We start from the raw sequence: 20,721 nt of genomic DNA on the forward strand, positions 1-20,721 counted from the left end.
ACGTACATTTATAGATAACGATGAATACTCAAGTCATCTGTTTTGATATCACTTGAAGAACCACTGACTACGCTTGCCAAGATCTTTCCTGATCCACACGCCATAGTCCAACCCAAGGTTCCGTGCCCCGTATTAGTGAACAAATTCTTGATTGGAGTTTTTCCGATAATAGGTGTGCCATCTGGCGTCATTGGTCGTAGTCCTGTCCAATACTCTGCCTTAGAAAAATCCCCGGCTTGAGGAAAGAGGTCTTTGATCACCATATCAATCGTGGCTTTACGTTTTTCAGGAATGAGATAATCAAAACCAGCAAGCTCTGCCGTACCCGCAATACGAATGCGGTCATCAAAACGAGTCATCGCCACTTTGTAGGTTTCATCCATCACGGTAGAGGTCGGTGATTTATCAGCATTCACGATAGGCAATGTCAGCGAATACCCTTTGACTGGATAGACAGGAATAGACAGGTCTACTTGCTTCAACAGATCACGAGAATAACTGCCAGACGCGACTACGTAAGCGTCCGCTTTGAAGTCACCTTGAGTCGTGGTAATACTTTCAATGGTTTGATTCTGATGATTGAGCTTGACCACTTCAGTATCAAACACGAACCTAACACCGAGTTGCTTGGCTTTCTCAGTTAAGGTTAAACAGAATTGATGGCAATCACCGGTTTCATCATCTGGTAAATACAGGCCACCTACGAGCTTATCTTTCACGTCTGATAAACCAGGTTCGATGGATAGGCACTGCTCAACATCAAACAACGAGTGCTCAATTCCACTTTCTTTAAGCAGCTTCATATCTTGCTGAATGAAATCCAATTGCTTCTCGCTTCGAAACACTTGCAACGTCCCTTTCTGTCTGCCCTCATAAGCCAGTTCTTCACTGGTTCTCAGGTGAGTCAGACAATCACGACTGTAATTTGCGATTCTCAGCATGCGCGATTTATTCTGTGCGTATTTGGCTTCATTGCAGTTGGCGAGCATCTTAGACGCCCAAGAAACCAATTCAGGAGAAAGTGACGGTTTCACTTTTAATGGCGCATGTTCTTGGGTGAGCCACTTCATCGCTTTTAAAGGGATACCGGGGGCGGCCCATGGGGAGGAGTAGCCGTAAGAGATTTGGCCAGCATTCGCAAAACTGGTTTCCTTACCACTGCTATCTTGACGATCGATAACCGTCACCGAGTGACCTTCTTTCGCCAGGTACCAAGCACTAGTCAACCCAATAACACCGCTGCCAATTACAATAACTTCCATTCTCTTCCCCTAATACCTGACAAAGCTAAAACCTGTCGAACACAGCTGTCAGTCTAAAACTCGTTTCGTTAATGCTTTGTAACTTATTCCGCATATGTTGACTTAACAATAGAGTTAGCGTTGACAAAAACTCAATTCTACTTAAAAACGAATTCGGCAGTTTGGAACTGTGACATTGGCGGTATTTGGGAGCTTGGGAGCTTGGGAGCTTGGGAGGGATCGTTACATAAATCTACTATGCCTAGATATTGTAAGCGTCATGACTCAAGAAAGTGGCGTTTTCAAGTAAGAAATCTAACAAGGTTTCGGCCTGTAGCGTGAGTGCGCGGCCTTTCAAAGATTGAACCTTAACGGTTGCCTTCGATAAGATATCCAACTCGGTCGCAACCACTTCAATCTGTCCGGACTTTATCTCATCGATCACGGTGAGTTTGGGCATAAAGGTTACACCCAAACCTGCTGAAACAAAGTTAGTCAGTGCGGTCACCGAGTTAGTTTGAAGCTTTGGCTGCAAGGTAAGATGGGAAATTTGTTCGGCCTGCTTTACCAGCCTCCCCATGCCGGTCGAGTTATCGATCAAGGCGAGAGAAGCATCTTTAATATCTCGTAGTGTCACAGGTGCACTTTTCAGCGTAAGGAAGTGTCCTTTCGGAGCAATCAATTCGAGTGGATGGCTGCGTTCAACGTGGGAGTGCAGTTTAGGATGTGGAGCAGAAGCATAGGTTATCGCAAAATCTATCTGTTGATCTTCCAACATCTTGACAGCGTCCAATGCCCCAGCAATCTCAATAGAAAGGTTGATATCAGGATAACGAGTCATGAAGGTTTGCATCGGCTTTGACACCAGGTTGGTAATGAACCCTTCACCGATGGCAATGCTGACATTGCCTCCTTTGAGGTTTTTAAGCTTGGTTAGTCGAGCAAGTACTGCGGCCTCTCCACGAACAATGGAACAGTAGTAATTCAGCAGTTCATTACCCGCTTCGGTTAACAGTGATTGGCGGTTATTGCGCTCCCATACTTTCATTTCCGCTTGCGCTTCTAACTGTGTCAGCATTCTACTCATCGCGGCAGGGTCAACGTTCATCATCTTAGATGCCTTACGTAACGACCCGTATTTCGATAAAGCATTAAGGTATTCCAGCGCGCGGATATTAAAGTGGTGCATTCAACTTCCTTGTGATTCAACTGACACTGATTCAAGCGTCTCATAAAGTTGCTACGAACATGTATCCCAATTTATCAAGATCGCGTTTGCACTTACTAACTTGTGCACCGAGTCACTTCAAGCCTGCACATCAACCGTTGATACACGTTGTACCGTTTGTTCTAGACACAACACTAATTCTATCAAACTGATTTCAAGGTACCCGGTATTGTCAGCAAACCGTTTAAACGCTGAGTACTAGACTCGGTCGAATCAAATCATAGATGTAATCTAGTTCATTACTTTTCTGAAACTTGCTGTTGATGATGCCACCAGCCATGTGAGAATGCCCACCTCCAAAGCCAATCCCTTTATCGTTCAGTGCTCTTTTAACTATATTGGCGACATTGTTATTGGAGCACTCTGAACGAAGAGAAATAAAGGTTTTCTCATGACTCCTAGCAGTGAGGACGACGATATCAAGCTCATCAACACTTAATAGAAAATCTCCTAATACACCGAGCATATTTTTAGGACAACCTTCAGGAAGCACCGCAAATGCTGCATTTTTTTCACGGCGTAAGTTAGTCAACATTGAATTGAAAAGTTGCAATTCGTGGAACTCGACCTGATTACGACAAATCTTGTTGACCATGGCATTGTCTGCCCTCTCTTGAAGGTACAGCAGTGCTTTCAGATCAGCCGCTCCTACAGCCCGAGTAAAGTTAGCGGTATCAAAGCTCAAACCGACCAATAGTGCTGTTGCAATTTTTTGTGGCATCGGCAAAGAAAAATAGCGGTAATACTCAACCATCATGGTTGCTGTTGCGCCATAATTTGCTCGCACATCTGAGTACCATACAAAATCAGGTACTTTGACTTGGTGATGATCAATCACTGCGACTTCTAAACCTGGAACATCGGTAACGTTCTTTTCACCAATACAGCCATCAACAACAATGATCTTGTCGTCAGGCTGTAGCTTCAAGTCTTTTGGTTCATAGATTGGAATCTCCAACCAATCAATTAGGTTCCTAAGGGACACTCTATCGATGTAGCCATGGAAGGTAATAAATGTTTGAAATCCTTCCTTTTTTAATAGGTAAGCTAGAGCGTACGCCGAAGACAATGCATCATGGTCAGGGAAGTCATGAGCTTGGACAATGATTCGTTTATTGCCTTTGAGTCTTTCTAGAAACGTATCGAATTTTGAATTTGCCATAATCCAACTGCTGATAAAGCTCTAGCTTTGTAAGAAGCCAGAGCTAATGTGTTAATGGTTAACTCTTATGAATCAAACGGTACTCTGCACTCGATAAAATCGCTTCTTCAAGCGCATCGACACCTAACGTACTGTAACCATAAAAGTTTGGTTTGGCGCTCAATCGCAAAGACTGTACGCTCGTTACGACATCTTCATCCATCGTTAATGAGTCAACGACGGCGGCAAGCAAATTTCTATTACCTTTGGTCATTGGCGCAATAAATTCACTAACGCCACTAATTGAAGAATAGAGATAGCCGAATTCCCCACCGTTATTTTCTTCAATGTAATAATTACCAGTTCTAGCGAACGACGCTCGAATTTCATTAACACTTTCAATGGTATTAAAAGGCTGATTGAAAAACTCTACACCACCTGCATGTTCTCGTGTTTCAGGCACAAAACCTTGATCAGGAAAGACGAGGTAAGCGACAATAGCGTTATCTCGGGTAATTGCAGAAAGAATGAAGTTATCGTCTTGGTAATACTTAATGACGTCATTCGTTGAAGCGCGTTTGATATAGACAGGCGCACCAAAAGTTTGATCTAAAGCTTCAGCGGATGAACGAATATATATTCTCTCTAGCTTTCTATGAGATGGAATATCTGTCATTTGAGAAAGACCAAAGTCGAACATCTTTTCCAATGCATCAAAGCTGTCATTAAAGCCACCCAAAGCAATAGAAATAACCGATACCAAACCAATGGTACGAGCTAGACCGCCTTTCTTTTGCTCTTCTAACAGAGACTCTTGTGTCTCTTGCAGTTCTTGTAATTCGTCTTGAATATCTTTAGAAATATCAGCACTCTGTTCTTCAGACATTTTTAACCTTTAATCTCATCAATTGTATCCATCAATGCATCTTTGCCATCTTCAGCACGTTCCTGCACTCGCTCAAAAGCATCGGTGTCCATGATATCTTCAATTTCGTCGCTGTAATTAAGGCCTAGGTAAATACCAATAGCGATGAAAAATAAAGCAAAAATCTTAAACATATTTAATCTCACCTCTTCAAAAGTTTTACTTATATAATGCGATACGACTGTTCACTTTCTTCAAATAGTTTTTGGTTTCATCGTATGGCAACTTCGCAACTAGGTGGTTGTACACCTCTTCTGGAGTCATTTTGTTGATCACTTTGGATGCTTTGCCGATACTCGTTGAGCGATCTTTGTTGAATGCCCGGGCAACGTTACCAGCGCCAGTGTTATAAGCCGCAATCACACAGTATAAACGACTTTCATCATTCTCAATCTTACGCAGATACTTACTATTTAGGATATCCAAATAAGCGGTACCGGTTTCAACATTGATGACAGGCTGATACAAGTCCGAAACCTTCATTGGCGCATCGATATTGCGAACTTGTTTGTTCACGTCATGCCCCGCACTGGTTGGTACCACTTGCATCAAACCAAACGCCGGTACGTGTGATTTAGCATCAGGGCGAAAAGCGGATTCAGAATGCATAATTGCCATAATCAGTGCTGCATCTATTTCCCAGTTTTTACTTTCTTTCTCAGCTAAAGCACTGTATTTGCTTGCGCGCGCTTTTAAGCTGTTTTCAGGAAGTTTAACTTTGTAGGTGACCACCTTTTTAGGTTTCACTGGCGTAGCAGCCACTTCCACTACAGGCTGAGGTTTCACAGCGTGAGTTTCAGGTGCTTTTTCAGCTGCGCCCTCTACGGTCATTTGAACCACTTTCGAAGGTTGCTTTGGTTCTGCAACTGGCTCTGATTTCACGACTTCCTTAGGGGATTCTACTTTTTCAACCAGTTCAACGATTTCAACCTGAGGTTCTAGTCGTGTTACTTCAATTCCGTGTTTAGCACGCATTTCATCGTACAGCTTAGTCTGTGCTGCAATACGCTGTTGCGCTTTGCTCAGGAGTGCCAGTTTTTTGTTGTGAGCACGCTGATAAATGAATGAATCCGGAATGCCCGTGTTTGATTGAATAAGACGCTCAGCTTGAACATCAAGCTCATTCATTTGACTTTGCGTCTGTTCGATTACAAAGTCCTTTTCTTGTTGCTCTTTTTCCCAAGAGTACAAAACCTCGTGGTCTTGAGCTTTCAAGTCTGATAGCTCTACCACTTGCCCTGCAACTTCCACCGGGATTCCCTTTACAAGATCATCAATCTCTTCTGCACTGCTGTCTTTATCAACTAAAACAGAAACGGTCGCCGTATTATTTTCATAATCCACAGCGGTTTTAACTTGATCACCTTGGGAGTATTCAACTTGTGTGGTTTGAGAAGAAACCTCCCCTTCACCCCACGTTTTAATAAGGTCTGTACGACGTTCATCAAGCTGATTGGTGTATTCGTCGCGCCATTGTTCATACTCATCCAAATACGCATTTACATAAGCATGGAACTCTTTGAGCCTTTCTTCTTGGGATTGACTGGCATTAACCACTGCATTGTTTAACTGCTGTTTCTGGTTATCTGACACCGCAAGCGTAGGGAAACTAATTGCCATAGAGATTGCTATCGCTAACCCTGTTTTGGTGATCGTTTTATACATAACTAACTCCGAGATTGCATTGTCTCGTCCTAAAATACATAGAAACAAAAGGCCACTCAATCGGCGGCCTTGTCACTTTAACTAATCGTCATACCACGATTATTTTTTCAAAGCATCGAATGCCGCTGCAAGATCTGTAGCTGCTTTCTCGTTGTTGAATTGATCCCAAAGTGCAGAATCTTCACCACCGACTTCGTCGATAACCTTATTCATGTTCGCATCATAAGCCGCTTGGTCCATGCCAACTAGAACGTACAAGCCACCAGTAGGGCTAGCTTGACTTACAATGACACGGCTGTTTGTGAGCGTTTTGTTCACTACGGACTTAGTGATATTTTCAAACGTCTCTTTAACTTCTTCTGTTACTAACGTTAAACCTTCAGCAGAAGAGGTTGATGTTACGCCCTCTGTCGCAGCTTGGAATAAGTTGCTTACGTCAGTTTCGAATTCAGCAGCAAGGTTTACACGCGCATCATTTACAGCAATCTTGCGCATAACACTCATACCCGCAGCGCTTTTCTTCGCGTATCCCTTAGCCGCAGTAGCAATGTCAGTAGGAATCACATCACAGATCCAGCCCGGAGCAGATACAGTAGGTGCATCTGGGAAAGTACAAGGCGCAAAGTTTTGAGTTTCTTTAACGGTCGCGTTATTGCTCTGACAGCCCGCTAGAGCTGCTACTAGCGATGTTGCAATAAGTAATTTTTTCATAAATTAAATTCCAGAATTTTTAAGTGTGCATTCCAAATCTTTCCAATCACATGTTTCTGGAATCATTTTACCCGTAGTACCCTTTTTCATCTTAAGCGAGGTTTCTTCTTCAATCACAACCCATGAATATTTATCAGTGACTGCGTTTATTTCATTGTTTACTACGTAACCTTCGCCGATTGGATAAATTTCAGTCTCGCCTTCCATCGATTTCATCGCATTCGAAAATTGAATGTCCGTACCCGGTTTAATTTTCTTTTGCTTACCCATAGCGATGCGTACTTGAGTACCAGCAGCACATTGGCGCATCTCTAAAACCGGTGCACTTGCCGCTAGCATTTTGCTTAGTTCACTAGAGTGCTCTACAGCTTCTGCTGCAGCTTTCGCCGCCATTGAACCGTAGCCTGATTCGCTAACCGGACAACGAGAGTTATTTGTTTCTGATGATGAGTAGTAATCGCCTTCAAGCTTAATACGCTTCATTACTTCCATGCTTGGTAGAGCTACAACTTTTGCAATCGCCTCTACATCAAAGTCATAACTACATGACGCTGGAATTTCTTTCGTTTCACCGTCTTTATTTTCGTAGGTGTCACGTTCACTGAATTTTGTTGAAAGATCAGCACGAGTAATCTCTGTGATAACAGCGTAGTCAGCGATTGGTACGCCTTTGCTGCTTAGACGGCCACTTTGTTCAGCTAGCTTGATCTCACCTTTTACTTTGTTGGCAATTTTACGGTCAACAAGGTTTGCGCCTGTTTCATCAATCTGTGTTTCCAATGCATTTCGCATTGCCGCCTGCATCTTTTTCGATGCTGAGTTCTTAAACTCAAGGTCTACAGGAAGAACAACCACCTTAGTATCGTCTGAAGAAGGCAACTGAATGTCAGCGGCTTCAATTTCTACGCGCGTATCAGGGGTACATACTTCACTCACTGAAGCACAACCAGACAAAGTTGCCAGTACTGCGCTAGCCATTAACGTTTTCTTTAACATTTATTCGCTCCGAACATGTTCGTTTTATTTTATTTTTCTAGAATCTGGAGTTTGCTATTTGATTAAACCTAGCGCTGCCCAAATCCCTTTTTCTTTTACTTGCTCATCGAAATGGCGAGCAGCCCCTTCGTCGGCATATTTGTAGTTAGTGACAGAATTACCCGTAGAAATAATTTCACTGCGAGATACTGTTTTCGAATTCATGTTGACAACTTTGATATTCGAAACCAGTGTTGAAATAAATGCATCACCTACTTTATTTCTTCGTCGCTCTGAATCCACCTTCAGAATATGTGTTTGGTTCTTTTTCTTAGATGTCGATGTGGCAATATTAAATACAGAAAGTTGGTTGCCTAATAACTGGACGGCCTTACTCGACTCTCGATCAGACGAAAGGCGAATATTGATCTCACTGCTTACTTTTTGATGAGTAACAACCAGTTGTTCAATTGAACTGATGTCAGCTTGATAGGTCGGTTTTAAAGGCGACAACATCGCAATACGCACTGATGCATCCTGCTGCGTTTGATATGCGTTACGGTTATCCAGCCACCAAAGCAGTTTATCTTGATGTTTTAGGGCTGCGATTTCTCTCTGTGCTTTGCGGTTAATATCTTGAATTTCACGTATTAACTGCTGAGTCACTAAATTCTTCTTTATTTTAACTTCGACAAATGCCCCGAGAGCGTTCTCTTCCATCTGTACATATTCAATACCATTAAGGGTCAATGATTCGGTTTTCGTATTTACTTTGTTGTCTACTAAGCTATTTGAAAACCCGGTACCATTCGTGTCACGCGCGGTTTCACGCATATAAAAAGAAGATTCAACTTGAGTCCAAAGCTTCTCATTAATATTGTTCACTGCAATTTTTTTTGCGTGAGACAGAGTTCTTGCCTGTGCCACCGCATAGATATACTCGTTAGTATCTGCTTGAGGTTTCGAATACCAAGTTGGCTTAGTTGACTGACAGCCAGTGGTAAAAGCGATCCCAAAAAACACAAAAAGTACAAGGATTTTTTTTATATTTGTAAACATATGGCATCAAGGTCTAATAAATTTGCCGGCATGTTATATCTTCATTTAATAACATTCAAATTACCACACCAGCAGAATGGTTAATTTTCGATCAAAAATTTATGATGTTAATTTTTTCTCTGTTCAATTAACACTCACCAAGAAACGCAAATGACAAAAGCAACAATATAACCAACTGTTTAAATTGACTTAATCTTTTAAGCAGAAAACAAAAAAACCGTAAAATTTAATTTATTATATTTTTTATAAGTGTGATAAAAATCATAATAAGTAGATGTACGGTTGAAAAATAAACTATTTCAACGCCCATCACAAAGAAACCATAACAATAAACTAATTGAAATTTTTATACTAAAACTTAATTTGTGTTTATTAGTTACACTAAAAACAATCAAAGTTTTTAATTAATTTAGAATAAAAAACAAAAATCGAAGATATTATAAATATGATCGTAAGAGATTTTTCTCACGAAAAGTCAACCTTATTTATAATATTACAACTACAAAAAAGAATAGAGAGGAAGAAGCGGTCAGCATGAAAATATAAGGTTTAATAAATACGATATTCTCAAAAATTAGTAGACAAAAGATACAGATTGATAGAAAAATATGGCGTATTTTTGAGCTAGTCACCCAAGAATCAAAGCGCTCACTCAATCGAGCAAGCTACTGAGAGTTGTCTCTAGTTAATGACAAGAAAGTACTAGGAAGTCACTACAGACCAACAAAGAAACTGATCACTAGCGCGTTGATCAAATCCACAAAGAATCCACACACTAATGGCACCACAATGAATGCTTGTGGGCTTGCGCCATAGCGGTGAGTTACCGCGGTCATGTTAACAATTGCAGTTGCTGTCGAGCCAAGAGTGATACCACCGAAGCCTGAACATATCACCACAGAGTCATAGTTTCGTCCCATTAGGTAATAAACGACGAATATCGTAAACAGCAGTGAAAGCAGGATCTGGATACTCATGACAACAGAGATATAGCCAAACAGTCCATCGAGATCCCAGATACGCAGCCCCATCAAGGCCATGGTCAAGAACATACCTAAACAGATGTCAGAGATCATCGCTAAGCCTTTGCGGCCTTGAGCAATTTTCTCTTGTGTACGGCGCTTCTTGAACAATGCTCGACCAATATTTCCTATGAGGATACCGGCAATTAAGCAGCTTACGAATAACGGCAGTTTTAAGCCCATCGAATCGATAACTTCGCTCAAGCTGTAACCGAGCATCAGCGTTAAGTTGAGAATCAACCACGCCCACAAGACACCGTAATGGCTCAATTCAGTGCGTGTTTCGCTTTCTTGGTACGCACCAACTGTCACTTCTTCTTCATTGGATGGGCTCACTTTGTGCTTGTTTAGTAGGTAGTTGGCAATTGGACCACCAATCACACACGCAGCAATTAAACCAACCGTATTTGATGCCACACCTAGCTCTAGCGCGTTAGCGATACCAAACTCTTCCACAAACATTGGCGCCCACGCTAACGTTGTACCTACGCCACCGATTAAGCTAACAGAGCCCGATAACAAACCAGCTTTAGGATCCATTCCAAAGCCAGAAGCTACAGCCATCCCGACCACGTTTTGCAGAACGATAAAGACGGCAGCAAGAAACAATAGAATGAACAACGGACGCCCACCCTTAATCAGTGTCTTAATATCCGCTTGGAGTCCGATACCAGCAAAAAAGTAGAGAAGTAAAAAGTCTCTGACATCTAGGCTAAAGGTGATTTGGATTTCAAAAATATAGTAAAGCGCCGCTACGGTCGCAGCACAAACAAAGCCACCAATCACAGGCTCTGGTAGTGAATACTTTCTTAATACTTCAGATCGTTCAATCAAACCTTTACCGATAAACAGTAATGAAATCGCGATAGTAAAAGAGAGCATTGGAGAAACTAGGGTTTCTGTCATGGAGTAATGGATTCCTAATAGTTAGATTATTAATAATATTTCGTACTATTAATAATCTAGATTCATGCCAAAAGATCAAGCGTTTATCGATGATAAAAACACCAAATATGGTTCAATCTGCGACGGCATTGATAGAGGAAATAACTATAAAGAAATGATTAAAGGAACTGATACTAGGGATGGATGTAGATGACGTGAAATATAGGGGCTCTAAAACGAGAAAACCCCAGCATTTCTGCTAGGGTTTTGAATAGTGGTGGAAGGATGGGGATTTGAACCCCAGATACGCTATAAACGTATACTCGCTTTCCAGGCGAGCGCCTTAAGCCACTCAGCCATCCTTCCACAGATTGTGTGTTGAGCTTGTCACTCAACGAGGCGCTACTTTATTGATTCTACTTGCTTTGGTCAAGGGGCATTGTCAAAAAAAGTGCCTTTTTCAGTTTGTTCGATTACAAATTAACTCATTAGATCAAAAACAAACCAAATTTCATTCTTTCGCTGCACTTACGCTTGTTGCTTTTCTTATGCTTGTTGATAGTAGCCCGGAACTCGAAACCATTTACGGCACATATCTAAGAAGTAACCGTACAGCACGCCCATACCGCATGAGATCACAGCGTTACTGGTTACAGCCGTAACGATCTGGTCGCTTGAAGCACCAACCGCCAATAAAATACCGGCATACACAGGTGACTGGAACAACACGTAAGCTAAAAGGTCAGAAATATTCTTCATCAACGAACTTTGTGAAAGCTTTGCACCATTACGCAAGAACCAATCACGAAAAACACCATAAGGCCAAGCGATAGCAATGTTTACTGGGATAGATAACGTTCGAGAAGCGAGAGACTGCTCAAATGTCATACCAGAAATAAACACTTCTACGATCATGCCTGAAATAAAACAGAAAACGACCATAGCAAATGTATCCGCAGCTGCGTTTCGAATACAAAATGGACCACGAGACTTCATTGACGTTAAACCTAAAATATATCACTGCCTATTGAGTGAATTAGCAACATATAAACAAGGTGTATTTACACCCTACCAGATAATGTCGCTATTAAACCATAAGATTAGCAGTCATACATTTCAAATTAGAAATCAAGTTGTAAATTAACAACCAAAAACCACTTAAAAAGCAGTCACTTTCACCAAAAAATCACACCAAGGTCAAATAATAGACAATTCGTTATTTACTTTCTGTAATTAAACAACATCTAGGCCGTAGGTAAATTTACAGTAATGATATTGATGACATCTTGTGTAGGTGGTACTCCTAAAGAAACCTGCTCTAGCGCTTTATCGACTTGTTCAGTAAGTTCAGCGTTGTTCATAGGTTCAACGTGGACACGTAGGCTCTCTAGTGCAAATTGAATCAGTTCTAGGTTGTTGTCTTCTAGCGCCACATACAGCGTCACTAACAGCTCTTCGGTGTTATCTTTATTTCGCAGATCAGGTTTAGGCAGTGACTCACTTTTACTTTTCGAGTTGTGTTTTTTTACATCCTGGCTTTCGAGAGCATCCGCTTTTACTTCATGGTATTGGTAAAGCTTATTTGAATAGCGGAACAACGCGTCATCCAGTTCACGCTCATCAATCGGCTTAGCGATAATGTAGTCCACCCCCGCCCCGAGCATACGTTCGCGAGTCTCTTTAAAGACATCAGCCGTACAACCAAATACCAGTACCGATGACACATCACCTATCAAAGCACGAATCGCAGTGGTTGATTCAACGCCATCCATCACAGGCATATGGTTATCCATGAGTACCAAATCAAAGCGCTCGGCAACCACTGCTTGTATTGCAAGTTCACCATTTTCGACGCTCTTACAAGTGAAACCTTTGCTGCTCATGAAGGTTTCAATGATCACCGTATTCGTTCGGTTATCCTCGACAATCAATACTTTTAAGCCTGAGTAGTCCAACTTCTTATGTGGCAAACTCTCTATCTCACCAGGCTGACATGGTTGAATCTTCAATCGAACATCAAAGCTCGTGCCTATCCCTTCTTCACTGGTAACGGTAATACTGCCATCCATCAATTGGGCAATTTTCTTCACTATCGCTAAGCCAAGGCCTGTACCGCCAAAACGTCTTGTGGTCGAAGACTCCGCTTGTTCAAATGGTTTAAAAATACGCTTTTGAGCTTCTTTAGAGATACCAATTCCGGTGTCGCGAACTCGAATACTAAGATAGGTGTCACTCCCCTCTACGACTTCTTTCAGGTACACCTCGACAAAGCCTCTGGAAGTAAACTTCACCGCGTTGTTCAATAGATTAAACAAGATTTGTCGTAGACGTGCTTTATCTGAGAAGTACCAACGACCAGAAGGCACCTCAGAGTACACTTTGAATTGCAGCCCTTTCTCGGAAGAGAGTGTGTAGTAGACACTGTTGATACTGCCGATGATCGAATCGAGTGGGAAGCGAGTCTCATCAAGATCCAGCCTTCCCTGCTCGATCTTCGAAAAGTCTAAGATCTCGTTGAGTAAGGTCATCATGTGATCACCGGACTCATACAAACTCTTGAGATGCTTCTCTTGTTCAGAATTTAGAGGCGTTTTTAATAGGATCTGAGCAGTACCCAATACCCCATTCATAGGGGTGCGAATTTCATGTGACAGGGTCGCAAGAAAAGCAGTTTTAGCATTGGTGGATGCCTGAGCTTTAACCTTTTCCGCTTCAAGATAAATGGTCTTTTCGTTGAAGGTTTTAATCAAATGACCGATTTCGTCATCACTTGAGTAGTCAACATCGATGATTTCGCCTGCTTTCGAGCTATCTACCTGTGCGGCAATCGTTGTAATTGGGCCAATCAAATAACGGTTCAATAAGTAGTAACCCGCCATCACACAAAGTAGTAATAGCGGAACAATACCGCCCTCAATACTCATCACCTGACGAAATACTTCGTCTGCTACACGTGACTTAGAATTAACCACATCCACTTGCCAACCGAAATCACCAAATTGATTGCTACTGATGTAGATCCGTTCAACGAGATTGAAGTTATGCGAAACCAACACTTGATTGAGTTTATCTCTGAGCATAATGCCAAGATTGTATTCTTCGGCGTGGTTCTTGATAAAGCCTAGCAACTCTTCAAGCGAGAGATCCACCGTCGCAACGCCAGCAAAAATGCCGTCGTAATAATAAGGCGATGAAGCAGTAATCATTCGAACGTGTGTGTATGGGTCGATATACACATCGCTCCAAGAGATGGTTCCTTGTTTTTTGTTGACTACAGAGGTGTACCAATACTCTTCTTGATAAGGAACATTTTTAGGATTGTTGTAAGAAAACAGCTGATCAATTTTTCCATCGTCGGCTTTATTGAAAAAGTGGCTGTTAAGACGCTTTTTAGAGTCAAGCGCATAAGGTTCAGGCCAAATTCCGGCACTGACGATCGTATCGTCGCTCGCCGCCAACATCGACTTAAAGAGAGGAATAACATCATCAGTGTTGTGATGTGCTTGAGCAAAGCCAACTAGACTATCTACAAAGCCTTGAGAGCTGCTGAGTGGCTCTGTAATCAATGCGGATAAAAGTTGTGTACGCAAGTCGAGGTTTTGTTGTAATTTGGCGCGCACAGGGGATTCTACGACGTAATACGTCACACTACCGACAATAGCAATAAACATCGCAAGGTATAACCCAAGCGCTACCATACTTTTTTTCTTTAAAGACGACCGTATCTGCATAATTTTTTTATTGTTTTCTTTTCTGTTAAACCTAGTGTTTATCATCCATGACATCAAGCCTTTTTAGATTGAAGCTTGATTGGCACAAGTTCATTGGTACTATAAGCGCAAATATGTTCCCTTTTACGGTACCTCACTTTGACTTTACAAGATATTCTTGCGCTTCCAGAGTTGGAAGGAAAGCTAATCACAGAACACAAAACAATGGGTTTTGTCACTGCAATGGCAGCGGCACCTAATGTGTTAACCCCTCATGAGTGGCTGCCGTTCTTATGGGGTGGTGAAGAAGTCGCACCTTTTACGGATGGTGAGCAACTAGAGAGCTACATTGAAGTTATCATCACGCTTTGGAATAAAACACGTCCTGAGCTAATTGAAGGAACGTGGAGTTGGCCTGAAGCTTGCCAATTGGATGATGCAGAAGTGGTGAATACCGCTGCTCGCGATTTCTGTGAAGGCTTGCTTCAAGGATGGCAGATCGCCCGTGATGACTGGGAAACATTGATGCCTGAAGAGAGCGAAGACAACGCACTCGTGGGCGGCGTGTTACTTTCACTGAGTATGCTTTACGATCCAGAAACGTCAATTGCGACACTTGCAGAGCAAGGCATCGAAGGCCTAGAGCAATTTGAAGAGATCTTTAACGCTGTTCCTGTAATGCTTTGCGGATTAACGCAGCGTGGTATTGCACTGGCTGAAGCTCAATAAAAGTTAGCTTTATACTGACCCAAAAGGCCTCACAATGAGGCCTTTTTTCGTTTTTGGACGAGATTAAAATAGTAGCTCTAGAAGCCTTTCCAATCGAAGTCATCAATTCGCTCGTCGGCGATATAAAATAGTTTAGTACCGCTGCTGACAACTTGGTCTAGTTCTGGGTTAAGTTCAATACCACTCCCCGTATCAATCGCGATCAGCGTTGCTTTGTACTTCTCTTTAAACACAGAGAAAATAGGCGCAACGGTGACAGGCTCAGCATTTTCAGGGAAGTACGTTGAATACTGTGTCATGCCTCTTGTGGAACTTAATAGCTCTTGGTGAAGCGCACTAGAACCAGGGTCGACAGCAGCTTTAGCCAGCATTTCCGCACCAACAGCAGGAATACATTCTGAATTTGGACAATGCTTGTGTAGCAGATCGCTCAATGCTTCATCTTTAAAGTAAACCAAAAGGTGGGCCTTCGGGTTTCGGTTCGCACAGTAGAGCGCCGCAGATAAGGTGATGTCATCTTCCGGGTTATCAATCAGAATACAACTGGCTGACTCAATGCCCGTTTTCTCCATCTCTTTGCCATCAGTGTAGCTGTTTACTTTGACGAAATTGATTTCGCCGGGTAACGGGTTTTCGATATCTGAACGAGTACATAATACGATTGGTCGCTTGCCCGTTTCTTCATGCTGCAACATGCGAATGAGATGAATGGTTCTTTGCTCATTCCACCCAAGCATCAAAATATGGTTGTCCACTCTAACTCTCCTTTTTCCTAGCAAGCCTGCTCGCCAATATTCAACACCTTCGGTTGCAACCTTACCGAGCAAAGCTGCGAAAAGGCTCAGTCCACCTGGAATCACAAATAGAATAACGATCCACTGCCCCGCAGGCGTGGTCGGTGACAAATCACCATAACCTACTGTAGAAGCCGTCACCACCAAGTAGTAAGCAAATACGGTAACCGAACTGGTTAAATCTGTTTCACCCGCCAAATACAGCATCGACCACGATAGAACTATGTAGCCAAGAAAAGTGAACAGTAAGTTTTTGCCATTCAAAACAAAGATATTCGCTTTGATCCAACGTTTGAGTTGTAACCAGATTATCATTCGAGCCTCTAATCCTTCTATCTTAGTTTACATGCTAGAAAAAATACGCGATATCAACAAGATATATCATCAGAAAAAGATACATAAGAACAACATTGATATCGATAGCCAATATTCAGATACAAAAAAACCAGCACTCGGCTGGTTTTTTTCTTGATGGTGAAAGCAAAACAGTGAATAAACTGAACTGCTTATATCGTCACGACAACGAAATTAAGCGTTGCCTTTAACCTGTAGGTTAAGCTGTTCAGCAAAATCTAGCATGCGGTTCAATGGGATAAGAGACTTAACACGTAGTTCGTCAGAAACGAAAATTTCGTGTTGCTTGCCACCATGCTCAAGTGCGTTTTCAATCGCTTCAAGGCCGTTCATTGCCATCCAAGGACAGTGTGCGCAGCTACGACAAGTTGCACCAGCACCCGCTGTTGGGGCTTCAATCAGTTCTTTTTCAGGAACCAATTGCTGCATCTTGAAGAAGATACCTTTGTCAGTTGCGACAATCATCTGTGGATGAGGCAGCTCTTTCGCTTTCTTGATCAGTTGGCTTGTTGAGCCTACAGCATCAGCCAGTTCAACAACACTTGCTGGTGATTCTGGGTGAACCAAAATAGCCGCTTCCGGGTAGACCGATTTCATTTTCTTCAAAGCATCTGCTGAGAATTCATCATGAACGATACACTCACCTTGCCAAAGCAACATGTCAGCGCCAGTTTGATTTGCGATGTAAGAACCTAGGTGACGGTCTGGCCCCCAAATAATAGGTTTGCCTTCAGCGTCTAGGCTTTCAACAATTTCCAAAGCGATGCTCGACGTAACGACCCAATCTGCACGAGCTTTAACAGCCGCAGAGGTGTTCGCGTATACAACCACTGTGTGGTCGGGGTGAGCATCACAAAATTCTGTAAACTTATCCGCAGGACAGCCAAGATCAAGTGAACATTCAGCTTCAAGCGTTGGCATTAAAATGCGTTTTTCAGGGGTAAGGATCTTTGCAGATTCACCCATAAAACGAACACCAGCGATAATCAAAGTGCTTGCTGAATGACGGTTACCAAACTTAGCCATTTCTAATGAATCGCCAACGAAACCACCAGTTTCTTCTGCCAGAGCCTGAATTTCAGGATCGGTGTAGTAGTGTGCAATTAGAACTGCATCTTTTTCTTGAAGTAGTTTTTTGATGTTTGCGATGTGGGCCTGTTTCTGAGCGTCGCTCAATGGAACTGGCTTAGGCGGAAACGGGTAAACTGTATCGATTTTATCTAGTATATGACTCATTGCTCTTGCTCTACGCAACTTCTTCCGAGGATTAGAGTATTCTACACAGGACAGCGATGAGGATCAAAAAGGATTGGTTGCAAGTAGTGACTAGCTAATACTTAAAACGCATAAACAAGGCGATGTGTTGGCAGCATAAAGAAGATAAGTAGACACTAAACGGGAGTGATCAGGTATAAAAAAGAGGTACCTGAGCACCCCTATTTTGTTTTACAAGTGGGTTTTAGCCACTTTAGCCGAGGCACTGTTTGGGTACTCGGTAACGACTTGTTGGTAATATTTCTTAGCTTGCGCCGCATTGTTATTGCGTGCAGCTATGTCACCAAGCTTAACCAGTGCATCTGCTCGCTTATTTGAGTCTTTGTATGACACAACAGCGGCAAAGCTCTTCACGGCTTCTTTATCTTGCTTCTTAGCAAAATAAAGCTGACCTAACCAGTAGTGTGAGTTAGGTGTGAAGGTTGAATCTGGGAAGTCTTTTTGAAACTTTTGAAATGCTGCGATAGCACCCGTGTAGTCTCGTTGCTTTAGAATCATATCTACAGCATTTTGATAAGCGGTTTGCTCATCCACATCAGTACTGAACGTACCAGAAGCATCTTTAGAACCTTCGCTCGCTGCCACTGCTACCGTTGCTGTTCCTGCTGCTTTCACCTCGCCTCTTACACGATCCAGTTCAATGAACAGTTCACGTTGGCGCTCTAGCATTTGCTTCATATCGTAGCTGTTTCGTTCCAGCTCACCACGAAGTTCACTGATCTCCAGTGCCATGTCGTCGATTTGCTGTTGCATTTGAAGCTGAACGAGATTGCGATTTTGAAGCAGGCGCTCTAAACGCTCAATATCTGATTCGTTAGATGCAGACGCTGCTCGAGAGGAAGATGATGAATTGGTTGCGGTGCTATTGAGATCGGATACTGGAGCTGGTGCAGCGAACGTAGTGTTCGCTACACTTGCCAGTAACGAAAGCAAAATGACTCGCTTTGTGTTACTGAACATGAGGCAATTCCTCAATTATATAGTCTACTAAAATTAGTAAACTAGTACTGCGCGACGGTTTTTAGCGTACACATCTTCAGATTGACCTAGAAGAAGTGGCTTCTCTTCACCGTAGCTTACGATAGAGATTTGGTCTGCTTGAACACCTAGAGCTTGTAGGTATTTCGCTACAGCTTGTGCACGACGCTCGCCAAGTGCGATGTTGTACTCAGGAGTACCGCGTTCGTCAGCGTGACCTTCGATAGTAACGTTCATGTCAACGTTGTTGCTTAGGTAAGCTGCGTGAGCTGCTAGAATTTCTTCGTAGTCGCCAGCGATAGTAGAGTTATCGAATGCAAAGTAGATTGTTTGAGTTTCGCGTAGCGCTTGCTCTTTAAGCTCTTGCTCAGACAGTTGAGCGTTAGCATCAATTGGCGTTACAACAGTTGTGTCTACGTTGCCTTCTGAACCTGAAGTTGTTTGGTTGCTTTCAGTACCTGAAGTTGCAGATGTTGCTTCATCAGTTGAGCTACATGCCGTTACTGCCATCACTGGTAGTGCAATCATCAAGCCTTTAAGAACTTTGTTAAGTTGCATCTTTTTTTCCTTACGTTATCAAACTTAGTTTCTACAGCGACTAAGTGCTATAGATAGTTAATTGCCACAATAGTTAACACTATCAATAGCTAAAAGAATGTATCACTTTAACTAGAGGAACGGTGACCATGCAGGCGCTCTTACACGTCCGTTGGTTGCCGGTAATCTAGCTTTGAAACGGCCATCGATAGAAACCATCGATAGTACGTTTGTTTTGTTGTAAATAGAGCTATAGATAACCATACCCCCATTTGGTGCAATACTTGGAGATTCATCTAACAATGTCTTTGTTAGCACCTGAACCGCACCGGTTTCCAAATCTTGCTTAGCCAAGTTGAAGCCTGAATTACTGCGATTGACCATGATTAGGAATCGACCATCAGGGGTGATCTGGCCACCTAAGTTTTGGCTACCTTGCCAAGTAATACGAGAAGTCGAATTATTGGACAAATTTACATTATAAATCTGTGGTTTACCACCACGATCCGATGTGAAAATAAGAGACTTGCCATCTGGGTGCCAGAATGGTTCCGTGTTATTAGAACGGCCACGAGTAATTTGAGTCAGCTTACGGCTAGCAAGGTCAAGTGTGTACACCTGAAGGCTGCCTGTTTTAGACAATACCAATGCCAATGTTTTACCATCTGGCGAGAATCTTGGCGCACCATTATGACGAGGGTATGACGTTACTTTCTCACGCTCACCCGTGTAAATATTCATGATGAATATTTCAGCTTGGCCATTTTGGAAACTCACATAAGCAAGCTTTTTACCGTCTGGTGACCATGCCGGTGACATTAGTGGTTGCTTAGAACGAAGCACCAAGCGCTCGTTAAACCCATCGTAGTCAGCAACACGAAGTTGGTATGGGTATTTATCTTTGTCGTTCACTACCACATAAGAAATACGAGTTAAGAACGCACCTTTCTCGCCAGTCAGTTCTTCATAAACTAAATCAGAAATACGGTGTGCATACTCTCTCAAGCGTTTACCAGGAACTGTCGCTTTCTTATTGAACAACACGTGGTCTTTAGAAAGTACCAGTTGGCCCTCATCACTTAACGCACGGCTTTGTCCTTTGGTCAGTTGACCACGAACAATGTCAATCAACTGGTAGTTGACTACATATTGCCCTTCGGCATTTTTAGTGATGCTACCTGTTAGCAATGAATCAACGCCTAAGTTAGTCCAAGCATCAAAATCCACCTCACTTTCGCTGTAAGGCGTCTGTGGCATCTTGCTTGTTGCAACTGGGCTGAATTTACCACTGCGTTGTAAATCAGAAGCAATAACTGCTGATACATCGTGTGGCAATTGTTCTGCACCTTCCCAACGGAAAGGGACAATAGCGATAGGTCTTGCGGAGTTAATACCGTCTGTAATAACAATTTCTAATTTTGCAAAAGCAGAGCTAGAAAAAATACATGCCATAACAAACAGGCTCTTGAAAAAGTTACCTTTAAGCATAAGT

At 42.5% G+C, this 20,721-nt stretch carries 18 protein-coding genes and 1 tRNA gene; 1 reads left to right on the top strand and 18 read right to left on the bottom strand.

Features of this window, described 5'->3' with window-relative positions; all coding sequences use genetic code 11:
* Positions 1-8: 8 nt before the first annotated feature.
* From AC3CH4_RS09740 to AC3CH4_RS09800, 13 genes are all read right to left on the bottom strand, one after another.
* Entirely contained in the window at positions 9-1,262 is a 1,254-nt protein-coding gene (locus AC3CH4_RS09740; protein ID WP_146455865.1) for a D-amino acid dehydrogenase, read from the bottom strand.
* Between the two features lie 241 nt (positions 1,263-1,503).
* Positions 1,504-2,430 carry a LysR family transcriptional regulator gene (locus AC3CH4_RS09745; RefSeq protein ID WP_488542901.1) on the bottom strand — a complete coding sequence of 309 codons (927 nt, stop codon included), beginning with the start codon at positions 2,428-2,430 and terminating at the stop codon, positions 1,504-1,506.
* Between the two features lie 223 nt (positions 2,431-2,653).
* A complete protein-coding gene (locus AC3CH4_RS09750) occupies positions 2,654-3,631 on the bottom strand; it encodes a DHH family phosphoesterase (RefSeq protein ID WP_065204879.1) in 978 nt (325 codons plus the stop codon).
* A 58-nt stretch (positions 3,632-3,689) separates the two neighbouring features.
* Positions 3,690-4,496, bottom strand: a complete 807-nt coding sequence (locus AC3CH4_RS09755; RefSeq protein WP_065204880.1) for an ETEC_3214 domain-containing protein — start codon at positions 4,494-4,496, stop codon at positions 3,690-3,692.
* Positions 4,497-4,498: 2 nt separating this feature from the next.
* The gene (locus tag AC3CH4_RS09760; RefSeq protein WP_017062056.1) at positions 4,499-4,669 is read right to left on the bottom strand and encodes a hypothetical protein; all 171 of its coding nucleotides are present in this window, start codon (positions 4,667-4,669) and stop codon (positions 4,499-4,501) included.
* Between the two features lie 25 nt (positions 4,670-4,694).
* Positions 4,695-6,200, bottom strand: a complete 1,506-nt coding sequence (locus AC3CH4_RS09765) for a transglycosylase SLT domain-containing protein (protein WP_171310817.1) — start codon at positions 6,198-6,200, stop codon at positions 4,695-4,697.
* A gap of 99 nt (positions 6,201-6,299) precedes the next feature.
* Positions 6,300-6,911, bottom strand: coding sequence for a lipoprotein (locus AC3CH4_RS09770; protein WP_017093119.1), 612 nt, complete (start codon positions 6,909-6,911; stop codon positions 6,300-6,302).
* Positions 6,912-6,914: 3 nt separating this feature from the next.
* Positions 6,915-7,907 carry a hypothetical protein gene (locus tag AC3CH4_RS09775; RefSeq protein ID WP_029222040.1) on the bottom strand — a complete coding sequence of 331 codons (993 nt, stop codon included), beginning with the start codon at positions 7,905-7,907 and terminating at the stop codon, positions 6,915-6,917.
* A 54-nt stretch (positions 7,908-7,961) separates the two neighbouring features.
* Entirely contained in the window at positions 7,962-8,945 is a 984-nt protein-coding gene (locus tag AC3CH4_RS09780; protein ID WP_017093120.1) for an LPP20 family lipoprotein, read from the bottom strand.
* A gap of 713 nt (positions 8,946-9,658) precedes the next feature.
* Positions 9,659-10,873: a sodium/glutamate symporter gene (gene gltS / locus AC3CH4_RS09785; RefSeq protein WP_017085877.1), complete on the bottom strand. Its 1,215-nt coding sequence runs from the start codon at positions 10,871-10,873 to the stop codon at positions 9,659-9,661.
* A 254-nt stretch (positions 10,874-11,127) separates the two neighbouring features.
* A tRNA-Ser gene (locus AC3CH4_RS09790) sits at positions 11,128-11,218 on the bottom strand.
* A gap of 180 nt (positions 11,219-11,398) precedes the next feature.
* Positions 11,399-11,848 carry an L-alanine exporter AlaE gene (locus tag AC3CH4_RS09795; RefSeq protein WP_017105736.1) on the bottom strand — a complete coding sequence of 150 codons (450 nt, stop codon included), beginning with the start codon at positions 11,846-11,848 and terminating at the stop codon, positions 11,399-11,401.
* 248 nt (positions 11,849-12,096) lie between these two features.
* A complete protein-coding gene (locus AC3CH4_RS09800) occupies positions 12,097-14,583 on the bottom strand; it encodes an ATP-binding protein (RefSeq protein WP_488542902.1) in 2,487 nt (828 codons plus the stop codon).
* A 138-nt stretch (positions 14,584-14,721) separates the two neighbouring features.
* Between AC3CH4_RS09800 and AC3CH4_RS09805 the strand changes: the two genes are divergently transcribed.
* Positions 14,722-15,291: a UPF0149 family protein gene (locus AC3CH4_RS09805; protein WP_114633763.1), complete on the top strand. Its 570-nt coding sequence runs from the start codon at positions 14,722-14,724 to the stop codon at positions 15,289-15,291.
* 77 nt (positions 15,292-15,368) lie between these two features.
* On the opposite strand, the gene AC3CH4_RS09810 is transcribed toward AC3CH4_RS09805, so the two are convergent.
* The 5 genes from AC3CH4_RS09810 to tolB all read right to left on the bottom strand — a co-directional run bounded on the left by AC3CH4_RS09810 (position 15,369) and on the right by tolB (position 20,717).
* Complete coding sequence (locus AC3CH4_RS09810; protein ID WP_488542903.1) at positions 15,369-16,400, bottom strand: potassium channel family protein; 1,032 nt, start codon at positions 16,398-16,400, stop codon at positions 15,369-15,371.
* A 213-nt stretch (positions 16,401-16,613) separates the two neighbouring features.
* On the bottom strand, positions 16,614-17,675 hold the full coding sequence (nadA, locus tag AC3CH4_RS09815) for a quinolinate synthase NadA (protein WP_017105740.1): 1,062 nt from the start codon (positions 17,673-17,675) through the stop codon (positions 16,614-16,616).
* Between the two features lie 210 nt (positions 17,676-17,885).
* Positions 17,886-18,674, bottom strand: a complete 789-nt coding sequence (gene ybgF / locus AC3CH4_RS09820) for a tol-pal system protein YbgF (RefSeq protein ID WP_065204889.1) — start codon at positions 18,672-18,674, stop codon at positions 17,886-17,888.
* 33 nt (positions 18,675-18,707) lie between these two features.
* Positions 18,708-19,250 carry a peptidoglycan-associated lipoprotein Pal gene (gene pal, locus AC3CH4_RS09825; protein WP_004736484.1) on the bottom strand — a complete coding sequence of 181 codons (543 nt, stop codon included), beginning with the start codon at positions 19,248-19,250 and terminating at the stop codon, positions 18,708-18,710.
* 111 nt (positions 19,251-19,361) lie between these two features.
* Entirely contained in the window at positions 19,362-20,717 is a 1,356-nt protein-coding gene (tolB, locus tag AC3CH4_RS09830; protein ID WP_425609817.1) for a Tol-Pal system beta propeller repeat protein TolB, read from the bottom strand.
* Positions 20,718-20,721: the final 4 nt, after the last annotated feature.

This window comes from Vibrio sp. QJM3NY_26, assembly GCF_057786005.1.

Excerpts from the sequence above, each read along its gene's own strand:
- AC3CH4_RS09740 (WP_146455865.1), bottom strand. The coding sequence starts at position 1,262 with ATGGAAGTTATTGTAATTGGCAGCGGTGTTATTGGGTTGACTAGTGCT.
- AC3CH4_RS09745 (WP_488542901.1), bottom strand. The coding sequence starts at position 2,430 with ATGCACCACTTTAATATCCGCGCGCTGGAATACCTTAATGCTTTATCG.
- AC3CH4_RS09750 (WP_065204879.1), bottom strand. The coding sequence starts at position 3,631 with ATGGCAAATTCAAAATTCGATACGTTTCTAGAAAGACTCAAAGGCAAT.
- AC3CH4_RS09755 (WP_065204880.1), bottom strand. The coding sequence starts at position 4,496 with ATGTCTGAAGAACAGAGTGCTGATATTTCTAAAGATATTCAAGACGAA.
- AC3CH4_RS09760 (WP_017062056.1), bottom strand. The coding sequence starts at position 4,669 with ATGTTTAAGATTTTTGCTTTATTTTTCATCGCTATTGGTATTTACCTA.
- AC3CH4_RS09765 (WP_171310817.1), bottom strand. The coding sequence starts at position 6,200 with ATGTATAAAACGATCACCAAAACAGGGTTAGCGATAGCAATCTCTATG.
- AC3CH4_RS09770 (WP_017093119.1), bottom strand. The coding sequence starts at position 6,911 with ATGAAAAAATTACTTATTGCAACATCGCTAGTAGCAGCTCTAGCGGGC.
- AC3CH4_RS09775 (WP_029222040.1), bottom strand. The coding sequence starts at position 7,907 with ATGTTAAAGAAAACGTTAATGGCTAGCGCAGTACTGGCAACTTTGTCT.
- AC3CH4_RS09780 (WP_017093120.1), bottom strand. The coding sequence starts at position 8,945 with ATGTTTACAAATATAAAAAAAATCCTTGTACTTTTTGTGTTTTTTGGG.
- gltS (WP_017085877.1), bottom strand. The coding sequence starts at position 10,873 with ATGACAGAAACCCTAGTTTCTCCAATGCTCTCTTTTACTATCGCGATT.
- AC3CH4_RS09795 (WP_017105736.1), bottom strand. The coding sequence starts at position 11,848 with ATGAAGTCTCGTGGTCCATTTTGTATTCGAAACGCAGCTGCGGATACA.
- AC3CH4_RS09800 (WP_488542902.1), bottom strand. The coding sequence starts at position 14,583 with ATGCAGATACGGTCGTCTTTAAAGAAAAAAAGTATGGTAGCGCTTGGG.
- AC3CH4_RS09810 (WP_488542903.1), bottom strand. The coding sequence starts at position 16,400 with ATGATAATCTGGTTACAACTCAAACGTTGGATCAAAGCGAATATCTTT.
- nadA (WP_017105740.1), bottom strand. The coding sequence starts at position 17,675 with ATGAGTCATATACTAGATAAAATCGATACAGTTTACCCGTTTCCGCCT.
- ybgF (WP_065204889.1), bottom strand. The coding sequence starts at position 18,674 with ATGTTCAGTAACACAAAGCGAGTCATTTTGCTTTCGTTACTGGCAAGT.
- pal (WP_004736484.1), bottom strand. The coding sequence starts at position 19,250 with ATGCAACTTAACAAAGTTCTTAAAGGCTTGATGATTGCACTACCAGTG.
- tolB (WP_425609817.1), bottom strand. The coding sequence starts at position 20,717 with ATGCTTAAAGGTAACTTTTTCAAGAGCCTGTTTGTTATGGCATGTATT.